This window comes from Rugamonas sp., from assembly GCF_025354735.1.
Taxonomy (GTDB): domain Bacteria; phylum Pseudomonadota; class Gammaproteobacteria; order Burkholderiales; family Burkholderiaceae_D; genus Rugamonas.
Window position 1 is genome coordinate 1 of the sequence record NZ_JANXMI010000237.1, and the last position, 12,601, is coordinate 12,601.

The 12,601-nt window shown below is 67.1% G+C and carries 13 protein-coding genes; 6 read left to right on the top strand and 7 right to left on the bottom strand.

All coding sequences use genetic code 11. The features are described from left to right. The 3 genes from Q0S71_RS19335 to glcF all read left to right on the top strand — a co-directional run. A partial coding sequence (locus Q0S71_RS19335; RefSeq protein ID WP_295999518.1) for an FAD-linked oxidase C-terminal domain-containing protein occupies window positions 1-1,254 on the top strand: 1,254 nt, incomplete at its 5' end. 14 nt (window positions 1,255-1,268) lie between these two features. After that, on the top strand, window positions 1,269-2,357 hold the full coding sequence (gene glcE / locus Q0S71_RS19340; protein WP_295999521.1) for a glycolate oxidase subunit GlcE: 1,089 nt from the start codon (window positions 1,269-1,271) through the stop codon (window positions 2,355-2,357). Window positions 2,358-2,382: 25 nt separating this feature from the next. Continuing rightward, window positions 2,383-3,702 carry a glycolate oxidase subunit GlcF gene (gene glcF, locus Q0S71_RS19345; protein WP_295999522.1) on the top strand — a complete coding sequence of 440 codons (1,320 nt, stop codon included), beginning with the start codon at window positions 2,383-2,385 and terminating at the stop codon, window positions 3,700-3,702. Here the strand turns inward: glcF and Q0S71_RS19350 are convergent. The 7 genes from Q0S71_RS19350 to Q0S71_RS19380 form a co-directional block, all read right to left on the bottom strand. Then, entirely contained in the window at window positions 3,689-6,211 is a 2,523-nt protein-coding gene (locus tag Q0S71_RS19350) for an EAL domain-containing protein (protein ID WP_295999524.1), read from the bottom strand. The genes glcF and Q0S71_RS19350 overlap by 14 nt on opposite strands. Before the next feature lie 202 nt (window positions 6,212-6,413). Then, a complete protein-coding gene (locus tag Q0S71_RS19355) occupies window positions 6,414-6,689 on the bottom strand; it encodes a hypothetical protein (protein WP_295999526.1) in 276 nt (91 codons plus the stop codon). A 213-nt stretch (window positions 6,690-6,902) separates the two neighbouring features. Continuing rightward, window positions 6,903-7,178: a hypothetical protein gene (locus Q0S71_RS19360; RefSeq protein WP_295999529.1), complete on the bottom strand. Its 276-nt coding sequence runs from the start codon at window positions 7,176-7,178 to the stop codon at window positions 6,903-6,905. Window positions 7,179-7,350: 172 nt separating this feature from the next. Next, window positions 7,351-7,806 carry an RcnB family protein gene (locus Q0S71_RS19365; RefSeq protein ID WP_295999531.1) on the bottom strand — a complete coding sequence of 152 codons (456 nt, stop codon included), beginning with the start codon at window positions 7,804-7,806 and terminating at the stop codon, window positions 7,351-7,353. 122 nt (window positions 7,807-7,928) lie between these two features. Next, window positions 7,929-8,414 carry a glutathione peroxidase gene (locus Q0S71_RS19370; protein ID WP_295999534.1) on the bottom strand — a complete coding sequence of 162 codons (486 nt, stop codon included), beginning with the start codon at window positions 8,412-8,414 and terminating at the stop codon, window positions 7,929-7,931. Next, window positions 8,414-9,550: a PilT/PilU family type 4a pilus ATPase gene (locus Q0S71_RS19375; RefSeq protein ID WP_295999651.1), complete on the bottom strand. Its 1,137-nt coding sequence runs from the start codon at window positions 9,548-9,550 to the stop codon at window positions 8,414-8,416. The genes Q0S71_RS19370 and Q0S71_RS19375 overlap by 1 nt, the downstream gene beginning before the upstream one ends. 26 nt (window positions 9,551-9,576) lie before the next feature. Next, the gene (locus tag Q0S71_RS19380; RefSeq protein ID WP_295999536.1) at window positions 9,577-10,620 is read right to left on the bottom strand and encodes a type IV pilus twitching motility protein PilT; all 1,044 of its coding nucleotides are present in this window, start codon (window positions 10,618-10,620) and stop codon (window positions 9,577-9,579) included. Window positions 10,621-10,706: 86 nt separating this feature from the next. Here Q0S71_RS19380 and Q0S71_RS19385 point away from each other — a divergent pair, with 86 nt between their 5' ends. Genes Q0S71_RS19385 through Q0S71_RS19395 form a run of 3 tightly spaced genes read left to right on the top strand, consistent with a single transcriptional unit; the run spans window position 10,707 to window position 12,590 of the window. Next, window positions 10,707-11,411 carry a YggS family pyridoxal phosphate-dependent enzyme gene (locus tag Q0S71_RS19385; RefSeq protein ID WP_295999539.1) on the top strand — a complete coding sequence of 235 codons (705 nt, stop codon included), beginning with the start codon at window positions 10,707-10,709 and terminating at the stop codon, window positions 11,409-11,411. Between the two features lie 36 nt (window positions 11,412-11,447). Beyond that, window positions 11,448-12,281, top strand: a complete 834-nt coding sequence (proC, locus tag Q0S71_RS19390) for a pyrroline-5-carboxylate reductase (protein WP_295999653.1) — start codon at window positions 11,448-11,450, stop codon at window positions 12,279-12,281. A 12-nt stretch (window positions 12,282-12,293) separates the two neighbouring features. Beyond that, window positions 12,294-12,590, top strand: coding sequence for a high-potential iron-sulfur protein (locus tag Q0S71_RS19395; protein ID WP_295999541.1), 297 nt, complete (start codon window positions 12,294-12,296; stop codon window positions 12,588-12,590). Window positions 12,591-12,601 lie beyond the last annotated feature (11 nt).

Genomic DNA, 12,601 nt, shown 5'->3' on the forward strand with positions numbered 1-12,601 from the left:
GTGCCGCGCGGCGCCGGCACCGGCCTGTCCGGCGGCGCCATGCCGATCGCCGACGGCGTCGTGCTGTCGACCGCGCGCATGAACCAGATCGTCCGCCTCGACGCCTACTCGCGCACCGCCGTCGTGCAGCCGGGCGTGCGCAACCTGGCCATCTCGGAAGCGGCCGCGCCGCACGCGCTGTACTACGCGCCCGATCCCTCGTCGCAGATCGCCTGCACCATAGGCGGCAACGTGGCCGAAAATTCGGGCGGCGTGCATTGCCTCAAATACGGCCTGACCATCCACAACGTGCTGCGCGTGCGCATGGTGACGATAGAGGGCGAGGTGGTGGAGCTGGGCGGCGAGGCGCTCGACGCGCCGGGACTGGACCTGCTGTCGGTCTTCATCGGCTCCGAGGGCATGCTCGGCATCGTCACCGAAGTGACGGTCAGGCTGATCCCCAAGCCGGCCACGGCGCGCGTCATCATGGCCTCCTTCGACCAGGTCGGCCAGGGCTGCCACGCGGTCGCCAACCTGATCGGCGCCGGCATCATCCCGGCCGGGCTGGAGATGATGGACCGCACCTCCTCGCGCATGGTCGAGCCCTTCGTCAAGGCCGGCTACGACACCGAGGCCGCCGCCATCCTGCTGTGCGAGGCCGACGGCACGGTCGAGGAAGTGGCCGAGGAAATCGAGCGCATGACGGCCGTGTTGCAGGCCGCCGGCGCCAGCGCCATCGCGGTGTCGCAGAACGAGGCCGAGCGCCTCAAGTTCTGGTCCGGCCGCAAGAACGCCTTCCCGGCGGCGGGCCGCATCTCGCCCGATTACTACTGCATGGACGGCACCATCCCGCGCAAAAAACTGGCGCAGGTCCTGGCCGGCATCGAGCAGATGGAAACCAAATACGGCCTGCGCTGCGCCAACGTGTTCCACGCCGGCGACGGCAACCTGCATCCGCTGATCCTGTTCGACGCCAACCGGCGCGACGAGCTGGCGCGCGCCGAAGCCTTCGGCGCCGAGATCCTGGCGCTGTGCGTGGCGGTGGGCGGCACCATCACCGGCGAGCATGGCGTCGGCATCGAGAAGATCGATTCGATGTGCGTGCAGTTCGCGCCGGCCGAACTGGAAGCGTTTTTCGCCGTCAAGCGCGCCTTCGATCCGTTCTGTTTGCTGAACCCGGACAAGGCGATACCGACGCTGAACCGCTGCGCCGAATTCGGCCGGATGCGCGTCAGCGGCGGCCAGCTGCCCTTCGCCCACCTGCCGCGCTTTTGAACGGAGCACCGACCTTGCAAGCCATCATAGAACAGTTCCGCGAGCGCATACGCGCCGCCGTCGCCGACAACAGCGCCCTGCGCATCCGTGGCGGCGGCAGCAAGGACTGGTATGGCCAGCACTTGCGCGGCGAGCCGTTCGACACCCATGCCTACCACGGCATCATCGACTACGAGCCGACCGAGTTGGTCGTCACCGCGCGCTGCGGCACGCCGCTGGCCGAGGTCGAGGCGGCGCTGGCGCAGCGCGGGCAGATGCTGGCGTTCGAGCCGCCGCGCTTCGGCGCGGCCATCGGCGCCGGCTCCACCATCGGCGGCGTGGTGGCGAGCGCGCTGTCCGGGCCGCGCCGCGCCAGCGCCGGCGCGGTGCGCGACTTCGTGCTCGGCGCGGTGCTGATGGACGGCCAGGGCGAGATCAAGCGCTTCGGCGGGCAGGTGATGAAGAACGTCGCCGGCTACGATGTGTCGCGCATGCTGGCCGGTTCGCTCGGCACGCTGGGACTGATCACCGAAGTGTCGCTCAAGGTGTTGCCGCTGCCGCTGCGCGAAGCCAGCCTGCGTTTCGAGATGGATGAAATCGCGGCGCTGAAACAGCTCAACCTGTGGGCCGGCCAGCCGCTGCCGATATCGGCCAGCTGCTGGCGGGGCGGCGTGCTGTCGCTGCGGCTGTCGGGCGCCGACGCGGCGGTGCGGGCCGCGCTGCATAAACTCGGCGGCGCGCAGTTCGACGGCGCCGCCTATTGGAACGGCCTGCGCGACCAGACCGACGATTTCTTCAGCGCCGGCGACCTGTGGCGCTTGTCGCTGCCGCCGGCCGCCAGCGCCGTGATATTGAAGGGCGAGCAGATGATCGAGTGGGGCGGGGCGCAGCGCTGGCTCAAGGTCAAGGCCGGAGGCTGGGCCAACGACGGTGACGGCGCCGCCACGGCCGTCGATATCCGCCGCAGCGTCGGCGCGGCCGGCGGCCACGCGACGCTGTACCGCGGCGGCGATAAGAGCGCCGGCGTGTTCCATCCCTTGCCGCCGGCGCTGATGAAAATCCACGAGCGCATGAAGCTGGCGTTCGACCCGGCCGGCATCTTCAATCCCGGCCGCATGTACTGAAGCTGAACCTCGGGAACACCACGCCATGCAAACCAATCTCGCCGATTTCATCAAGCACACCCGCGACGGCGACGAAGCCGAGGCCATCCTGCGCGCCTGCGTCCACTGCGGTTTTTGCACCGCCACCTGTCCCACCTACCAGCTGCTGGGCGATGAACTCGATGGCCCGCGCGGCCGCATCTATCTGATCAAGCAGGTGCTGGAGGGCGCGCCCGTCACCGCCAAGACGCAGACCCATTTGGACCGCTGCCTGACCTGCCGCAATTGCGAGACCACCTGTCCGTCCGGCGTGCGCTACGGGCGCCTGCTCGATATCGGCCGCAAGGTGGTGGAGGCGCGCGTCGAGCGGCCGCTGGCCGAACGGCTGCAACGACTGATGCTGAAGGAGGCCCTGCCGCGGCGCTGGATCTTCACGTCGGCGCTGCGCGCGGGCCAGCTGCTGCGGCCCTTGCTGTCGAAACCGATGCAGGACAAGATCCCGCGCTTTCAACTGGCCGGCCGGCGTCCGGCGCGCCGGCACGCGCGCAAGATGCTGGTGCTGGAAGGCTGCGCGCAGCCGGCCATGTCGCCCAACATCAACGCGGCGACGGCGCGCGTGCTCGACGCGCTCGGCGTGCAGCTGATCGCCGCGCCCAAGGCCGGCTGCTGCGGCGCGCTGCGCCACCACCTCAACGACCAGGCGGCGGCGCTGGACGACATGCGCCGCAATATCGACGCCTGGTGGCCGCACGTGGGCACCGACAGCGCGCACGCGGTGGAGGCGATCGTGATGACGGCTTCCGGCTGCGGCGTCACCGTCAAGGATTACGGCCACCTGCTGGCCCACGATCCGGCCTACGCCGACAAGGCGCAGCGCATCGCGGCGCTGACGCGCGACCTGAGCGAAGTGATGCCGCAGTTCGAGGAGGAGCTGGCGCGCCGCATCGGCGGCAACATCGGCGGCGCGGCGGCCGGAAAAATCGGCGGCGGACTCGCAGCCGTCGCCTATCACCCGCCCTGCACCTTGCAGCACGGCCAGCAGATACGCGGCAAGGTCGAAAGCCTGCTGCGCGCCGTCGGCGTCGACGTCGCGCTGTGCGCCGACAGCCACCTGTGCTGCGGCTCGGCCGGCACCTATTCGATTTTGCAGCCGGCGCTGTCGCTGCAACTGCGCAACGACAAGCTGGCCAAACTGGAGGCGTGCGGCGCGCAGGCCATCGTGTCGGCCAACATCGGCTGCATCAGCCACCTGCAGTCGGGCACCGAGACGCCGGTCATGCACTGGATCGAATTGATAGACCGCGCGCTGAAAGACGGCGTCCCGAAAAACGCCGCCCGAAAAACGGTGTCGCCTAGCCCTGCATGAACAGGGCCAGCTGCGCGCCGGTGTAGGGCGCCGCGTCGCGCAGGTCGACGATGGGCGGCAGCAGCGCGGCGGCCTGCCACACGTGGGCGCTGTCGAACGATTCGGCCCAGTCCATGACGCCGGCCGCCGGCATCGGCCGCGCGATGCCGTAGCCCTGCGCCAGGTCGCAGCCCAGGCGCATCAGCAGCGCGCCGTGTTCCACCGTCTCGACGCCCTCGGCGATCACGCGCAGGCCGAAGGCCTTGGCCAGGCCGATGACGGCGCTGACCAGGTGCAGGTCTTCGCGCTCGACGAGCATGTTGCGCACGAAGCTCTGGTCTATCTTCAGCACGTCCGCCGGCAGCCGCTTCAAATAGGCCATCGATGAATAGCCGGTGCCGAAATCGTCGAGCGCGAAGCTGATGCCCAGCGCCTGGCAGGCCAGCATGATGGCGCGCACGTGGCCGACGTCGTTGAGCGCCGACGATTCCAAAATTTCCAGCTCCAGCATATGCGGCGGCACGTCGGGGAATTCGGCCAGGATGGCGGTCAGGCGTTCGACGAAATCGTGGCGCTGGAAATGGCGCGCCGCGATGTTCACGCTGACCACCCAGTGCGGCTCGAGCGCGCGCCATTGCAGCAGCTGGCGCAGCGCCTCGCGCAGCACCCATTCGCCGATGTCGACGATGATGTCGCTGTGTTCGACGATCGGCAGGAAGTCCATCGGCCCGACCACGCCGCGCTGCGGGTGCTGCCAGCGCAGCAACGCTTCCATGCCGATGATGCGGCCCTTGCGCATGTCCAGCTTGGGCTGGTAGTAGAGCCGCAGTTCGCCGTCGCGCAGCGCGGCGCGCACTTCGGTGCGGCGGTTGTGGTGGGTGCGCACCTGTTCGTCGAGGTCGGAGTCGAACAGGTGGTATTTATTGCGGCCCGTGATCTTGGCCTGGTACAGCGCCTGGTCGGCGTGGCGCAGCAGCTGGTCGGCGCTGACGTCGGTGCCGTTGAAGACGGCCACGCCGGCGCTGGCCGACATCGACACCGTGTGCGGCCCGCACTGGTAATCGAGCGCCAGCCGCGCCAGCACGGCGGTGACGGCGGCGCCGATGGCGTCGTGGCCGGCCAGCGCCGGCAGCAGCAGCACGAATTCGTCGCCGCCCAGGCGCGCCACGTAATGCTGGCGGCCGGCCAGTTCGTGCAGGCGGATGGCCGCTTGCTTGAGGATGTCGTTGCCCAGTTCCTGGCCCAGGGTCTGGTTGATCTGCTGGAAGTGGTCGAGGTCGAACAGGCACACGGCCAGCGGATAGCCGGCTTCCCGCGCCAGCGCGATTTCGTGCTCGAAGCGGGACGCCAGCGCGCTGCGGTTGGGCAGGCCGGTGAGGATGTCGTGATTGCTCTGCCACGACATCTGCTGCATCAGCTGGCGCGTTTCGCTGACGTCGCGGAACACCAGCACGGAACCGAGCGCCTCGCCGCCGCCGTGCTGGCCGCCGCTGTCGCGGATGGCGGCGGCCGTGTATTCGATCATGACCTTGTCGCCGCCGCGGTGGCGCAGGCTCTGGTTGCGCAGGTTGACGGCCTCGCCGCCGGCATAGATGGCCGACATGGTCTTGAGCAGCGCGTGCTGGCCGAAGTTGTTCGCCAGCGCGAACACCCGGTGCAGATCGGCGCCGCGCGCCTCGGCCTCGCTCCAGCCGGTCAGCGCCTGGGCGGCGGCGTTGATGCTGGCGATCTTGCCGGCCAGGTCGGTGGTGATGACGGCGTCGCCGATCGAGGCCAGCGTCACTTCGATCTTTTCCTTTTCGGCGCGCAGCTGGTCTTTGGCGTGGCGGGTCTGGGCCAGCTGGTCGCCCAGCCGCTGCTCGCTGGCCTGCAGGGACAGCACCAGCGACTGCACCTGCGCGGCCATGGCGTTGAAGGTCGCGGCCAGCGCGCGCTCTTCCAGCGTGCCGCCGACGCGCATGCGGGTCTGGTGTTCGCCGTGCTGGAAGCGGTCGGTGGCCTGCGCCAGCCGCCGCAGCATGCGCTGGTTGACCCGGATGATGGCGCCGAGCAGGGCGTAGATGATCAGGATGTTGAGCGCCGAAATGCGCGCCTGCTGGCGCACGGTGGCCCAGACCCGGTTCAGCGGCAGCGCCGGATCGAAGCTCAGCGTCAGCGTCGCCGCGCCGCCGACCAGCCGCGTCCTGGTCAGCGGCGCCAGCACGCTGCGGCGCTGGAACCACGGCGGACTGGCGCTGGCGGCGCGGCGCGTGCGGTTCGCTTCGAGGTGGCCGCCGGCATAATCGAGCTGGGCGCCGCTCAGGTCGGGGTCGAGCAGCAGGGCGCCGGTCAGGGTGGCGTCGAGGGCGGCGCGGTCGCGGGTCGCCAGCGATGGCGTCAGCGTGCCGGCCAGGTAGTCGGCCAGGTCTTGCGCTTCGAGCTGGTAGCGGGCGTTGGCGCCGGCCGATTCCGTGCCGATCAACAGGCCATAGCGGACCGCGACGACGGTGGCGATGATGAAGAAGACGGGAACGAATAAGCGGGTGTACATCCCCCTACGCATCCACGGCGACAATAGTTTCCCTAACAACGGCATAAACACCCGGCTGCGGGCCGGCGGAATCATTTGATGGACATTATTACCGAAAAGTCAGCGCCAGGCGCGGATTTATGAAACCGTTTTCAATCGACCCCGGCCAGGCCGCGCTCGCGGTGCCGCAGGGACGCCGGCGCGGCCGTCGCGGAGCGGCGGGTCAGTTGTGGCCGGCGGCCACGCTGCCGCCGGCGTTGCGGGCGGCGCCCAGCAAGTTGACCGGGTCGAGCGTGGTCACATTGCCGTGCTGGCGGCAGTCATGATGGCTGATACTGGTGCCGGTCAGCGGCCGTTCGTCGCTGTGGTCGCAGGACGTTTCGGCGACGGCGGCGCCATCGGCCGTCTGGGCGGCGTCGGGCGTGGTGGCGCAGCCGGCCAGCAGCGCGGTGGTGGCGCCGATGAGGGCGAAGGAAGCGCGGATACGGGAAATTTTCATCATGAGTCCATTGATTGAGTGGTGGTCGGTCCGGTGCAGACGATACGATGCCACATGAAAGCAGCTTGCTTTTATGTAATGCGCATAAAGTGTAGCACCAACAATGCGCTCAAAATTGTAACTATTAGTAATGTGTCGCGTAATTCATACTATAGCGCTCCAGCTGACAATGGCGCGCCCGGATCGGCGGCGCGGCATGCCGGCTGGCCGGCATCAACGCGCCATCGCGCCCATGGTCGAGCCGCCGCTCGTGCGCGCGCCGTCCAGCACGTCGGCACCGGTGGTGGTGACGATGTCGCCGTGGCGCTTGCAGTCGTGGTGGGAGATATTGGTGCCGGTCAGGGGCCGGTCTTCCTGCGCGCACGAGGCCGGCGCGCCGGCGGTGGCGTCGTCGTCATGCATGGCGGCGCAGCCGGCCAACAGGGCCAACGCGGCGCCCAGGATGATGGTGGTGACGGTGGTGGTAATGCGGGCAGCGGAGATGTCCATTTTTTTCCAATCGATGCGGGTTGAAGACAGATTGCGTCGCCATAGCGTGAGGCGGGCATAGGCCCGCCGCCGCTGATTTGCGCGCAAAGTGTACACGATCGCTGGTGGTGGAAATCCGGCGGACGGCCGGTTTTTTTGCGGCGAGGGCGAGCGCCGCCGCCGCGTTCGCCGCTTAATTATTCAGCAGGATGTCGGCGATGATGCCGGTGGCGACGGCGACCAGCACATAGTCGCCGCCGACCTGCACCCAGTGTTGTCCGCGGGGCGGCGCGCTCAGGCGGTGGCCGCGCCAGTCGTCGACCACGTACTGGTGGCCGCGATAGTCGGGGCCCAGCCGTTCGCCGCGATGCATGTCGTGGCGCGGGCCGGCGCCGCGCGGGCCTTCATGGTGGCCGTAGTCGGCCTGGTGATAGTCGTAGCGGTCGTTGCGGCGCTCGTCGTGACGGTCGTCGTGATGGTCGTCGCGGTGATCGTCATGACGGTCGTCGTGGTGGTCATCGTGATGCTCGGACTGGCCACGGTTGTCATGGTCGTCGCGGTGGTCGTCGTGGTTTTGCGCGTAGGCGGCGCCGCCGCCGGCCATCAGGCAGGCGGACAGCAGTGCGGAAAAAATGGTCTTGTTATTCATATCAACTCCTGAAGGGTAAAACTGCGTTGGCGGTCCGTGCAGGCAGGATGTCCGCTAACCGACCTGATCCGTTATACGCAGGCGGCGCGGGCAGTTCTGTACGCTAACAGACATAGGCGATTTTATTCGGCCAGCAATTTTTCGATATCCTGGACCAGCGCTTCCGGCTTGGTCAGCGAGGCATAGCGCTGGTAGACGGTGCCATCCTTGCGGATCAGGAACTTGGTGAAGTTCCACTTGATGGCCTCGGTGCCCAGCACGCCGGGCGCGTCGTGCTTGAGCTGCGTGAACAGCGGGTGCGCGTGCTCGCCGTTGACGTCGATCTTGGCGAACAGCGGAAAGGTGACGCCGTAATTCTTTTCGCAGAAGGCGCCGATTTCCTCGGCCTGGCCCGGTTCCTGGCCGCCGAACTGGTTGCACGGGAAGCCGAGCACGACCACGCCCTTATCCTTGAACTGCTGGTACACCGCTTCCAGGCCCTGGTATTGCGGCGTGAAACCGCACTTGCTGGCGGTGTTGACGATCAATAGCACCTGGCCGCGATACTGGCCCAGGTTGACGGGCGCGCCGGCCAGGCTGTCGGCGCTGATATCGTAAATGGAGGTCATCAGATTAATCCTAAATGTTCGGTTCCGGCCGAGAGATCCCGGGTCTTGGCGGCCTTGCCTTCGAGCTTGATGGCCAGCCGCAGGTCGTTGACGGAGTCGGCGTTGCGCAGCGCGTCTTCGTAGCTGATCAGGTCCGCTTCGTGCAGGTCGAACAGCGACTGGTCGAAGGTCTGCATGCCCAGCTCGCGCGACTTCTTCATCAGCTCCTTGATTTCGTGTACTTCGCCCTTGAAGATCATGTCGGCGATCAGCGGCGAGTTAAGCATGATTTCGATGGCGACGGCGCGCCCCTTGCTCTCCTTGAGCGGCACCAGGCGCTGCGACACCATGCCGCGCAGGTTCAGCGACAAGTCCATCAGCAGCTGCTGGCGCCGTTCCTCGGGGAAGAAGTTGATGATGCGGTCGATGGCCTGGTTGGCGCTGTTGGCGTGCAGCGTGGCCAGGCACAGGTGGCCGGTTTCGGAAAAGGCGATGGCGTGGTCCATGGTCTGGCGGTCGCGGATTTCGCCGATCTGGATCACGTCCGGCGCCTGGCGCAGCGTGTTCTTCAGCGCCACTTCCCAGTCCTCGGTGTCGACCCCCACTTCGCGCTGGGTGATGATGCAGTTCTTGTGCGGGTGGACGAATTCGACCGGGTCTTCGATGGTGATGATGTGGCCGTAGCTGTTCTCATTGCGGTAGCCGACCATGGCCGCCAGCGTGGTCGACTTGCCCGAACCGGTGGCGCCGACCAGGATCACCAGGCCGCGCTTGGACATCACGATATCCTTGAGCACCTCGGGCAGTCCCAGGTCGTCGAGCTTGGGGATTTCGCTGGTGATCATGCGCAGCACCATGCCCACCGAGCTCATTTGCACGAAGGCCGACACGCGGAAGCGTCCCAGGTCGCCGGGACTGATGGCGAAGTTGGCTTCCTTGCTCAACTCGAACGTGGCGGTCTGCTTGTCGTTCATGATGGAGCGCGCCAGGTCGGTGGTGTGGGCCGCCGTCAGCGCCTGGCTGGACACGGGCGTGAGCTTGCCGTCGATCTTGATGGCCGGCGGGAAGCCGGCCGTGATGAACAGGTCCGAGCCTTTTTTGCTGACCATCAGGCGCAGCAGGTCGAACATGAATTTGGATGCCTGGTCGCGTTCCATGGTGTGGTCTCTCATGCGCTCGTGAATTAACCGGGGAAGTTGTCCGGCGTTTTGGCGGCCGAGCGTGCGGCGGCCGACGAGATCACATTGCGGCGCACCAGGTCGGTCAGGGTCTGGTCCAGCGTCTGCATGCCCATATTGCTGCCGGTCTGGATCGCCGAATACATCTGCGCGATCTTCGCTTCGCGGATCAGGTTGCGGATGGCCGGCGTGGCCACCATGATTTCGTGCGCGGCGACGCGGCCGGAGCCGTCCTTGGTTTTCAGCAGCGTCTGCGAAATCACCGCTTGCAGCGATTCCGACAGCATGGCCCGTACCATCTCTTTTTCATCGGCCGGGAACACGTCGACGATACGGTCGATGGTCTTGGCGGCGGACGAGGTGTGCAGCGTGCCGAACACGAGGTGGCCCGTTTCGGCGGCCGACAGCGCCAGGCGTATGGTTTCGAGGTCGCGCAATTCGCCGACCAGGATCACGTCCGGATCTTCCCGCAGCGCCGAGCGCAGCGCGTTGTTGAACGACAGCGTGTGCGGTCCCACTTCGCGCTGGTTGATCAGGCATTTCTTGGAGTCGTGGACGAATTCGATCGGGTCTTCGATGGTCAGGATGTGGCCGTACTCGGTCTCGTTGACGTGGTTGACCATGGCCGCCAGCGTGGTCGACTTGCCCGAGCCGGTGGGGCCGGTGACGAGCACCAGGCCGCGCGGCTTCATGGCCAGGTCGGCGAAGATTTTCGGGCAGTTCAGTTCTTCCAGGCTCATGATCTTGGAGGGAATCGTGCGCAGCACGGCGGCCGCGCCGCGTTCCTGGTTGTAGGCGTTGACGCGGAAGCGCGCCAGGCCGGGGATGGCGAACGAGAAATCGACTTCCAGCATTTCTTCGTAAGCCTTGCGCTGGCCGTCGTTCATGATGTCATAAATCATGCCGTGCACGTCCTTGTGCTCCAGCGGCGGCAGGTTGATGCGCCGCACGTCGCCATGCACGCGTATCATCGGCGGCAGGCCGGCCGACAGGTGCAAGTCCGACGCCTTGTTCTTGACCGAGAATGCGAGTAATTCTGAAATGTCCATTTATAATCCCTGTGCCTGAAAAAAGAGGGCGCCGCTTCCGGGACCACTCACCGGCACAGCTTTAACCATTACCCCGCTCGATGATTATGTCCACAATAGACCAGAACTTGCAAGCTATCAACGCCACAATGCGTGACGCCGCCGCCGGGGCGGGCCGCGCGCCGGACGCCGTGCGGCTGCTGGCCGTGTCCAAGACCTTCGGCGCCGACGCCGTGCTGGCGGCCATGGCGGCCGGCCAGCGCGCCTTCGGCGAAAATTATGTGCAGGAGGCGGTCGACAAGATCGCCGCCGTGGCGCTGGCCGAACCGGCGACGGCGCTGGAGTGGCATTTCATCGGCCCGATACAGAGCAACAAGACCCGGCCCATCGCCGAGCATTTCGCCTGGGTCCACACGGTGGAGCGCGAAAAGATCGCGCAGCGCCTGTCGGAGCAGCGCCCGGCCGGCATGGCGCCGCTCAATATCTGCCTGCAAGTGAACATCAGCGGCGAGGCCAGTAAAAGCGGCGTGGCGCCGGCCGAGCTGGCGGCGCTGGCGCACGCGGTGGCGGCGCTGCCGAACCTGACGCTGCGCGGCCTGATGGCGATCCCGGAAGCGGTGACGCAATACGAACAGCAGCGCGCCGCGTTCGCGCAACTGCGCCTGCTGTACGAACAACTGCGCGCCGACGGACTGGCGCTGGACACGCTGTCGATGGGCATGTCGGCCGACCTGCGCGCGGCGGTGGCCGAAGGCGCCACCATCGTGCGCGTCGGCAGCGCCATTTTCGGCTCGCGCAGCTATGACCAGTAAAATGACCAACGAAAGCGCCGCATGAACACGAACGACATGAAGATAGGTTTTATCGGCGGCGGCAACATGGCCGCCGCGCTGATCGCCGGACTGGCCGGCAAGCTGACCGCCGGCGCGCATATCCACGTCGTCGATCCGAACGCGGCGGCGCTGGACCAGCTGCGCGCGCGCTACGGCGTGACCACGGCGGCGCGGGCCGACGGCGCGCTGTCGGCCTGCGGCGCGATCGTGCTGGCCGTGAAGCCGCAAGCGATGCGCGAAGTGGCGGCGCAGTTGCTGCCGCTGCTGCCGCCGTCAGGGAGTACGGCGGCGCCCCTGATCGTGTCGATCGCGGCCGGTATCCGCGCTGTCGATCTGTCGCGCTGGCTCGGCGGCTACCGGGCCATCGTGCGCTGCATGCCGAACACGCCGGCGCTGATCGGCCAGGGTATCACCGGGATGGTGGCGGCCGACGGCGTGAGCGCGGCGCAGCGCGAGGCGGCCGACGCCATCATGCGCGCCGTCGGCGCCACCGTGTGGCTGGACGACGAAGCGAAGATCGATGCGGTGACGGCGGTGTCGGGCAGCGGTCCGGCCTATGTATTTTATTTTATCGAGGCCATGCAGCAGGCCGCGACGGAGCTGGGCCTGAGCGCGGAGCAGGGCAGGCAGCTGGCGCTGGCCACCTTCGCCGGCGCCGCGCAACTGGCGGTGGAGGCGACGGAGCCGGTCGGCGTGCTGCGCGAGCGCGTCACGTCCAAGGGCGGCACCACCCACGCGGCGCTGGCCAGCATGGCGCAGGCGGGCGTGAAGGAAGCGATCGTCGACGCCGTGAAGGCGGCGGCGCGGCGCGGCCAGACGCTGGGCGATGAATTCGGCAGTGTGGACTAACGGGAGATGGCGATGCAGCGCAGGACTTTTATATTGACGACGGTGGCCGGCGCGGCCGCCATGACCATGGGCGCTTACGCGCGCGCCGAGGCATTGACGCCGCTGAAGGAAGACGATCCGCAAGCCGTCGAATTCGGCTACAAGGACGACACCGCGCGCGTCGACAATCAGCGCTTCCCCGAGCACAAGCCGGACCAGAAGTGCGCCAAATGCCAGATCTACGCCGACGGTCCGAACGACACCGGCGGCTGCCCCATCTTCGCCGGCAAGTCGGTGCGCGCCGGCGGCTGGTGTAGCGCCTTCAGCTGATTCAAATAAAA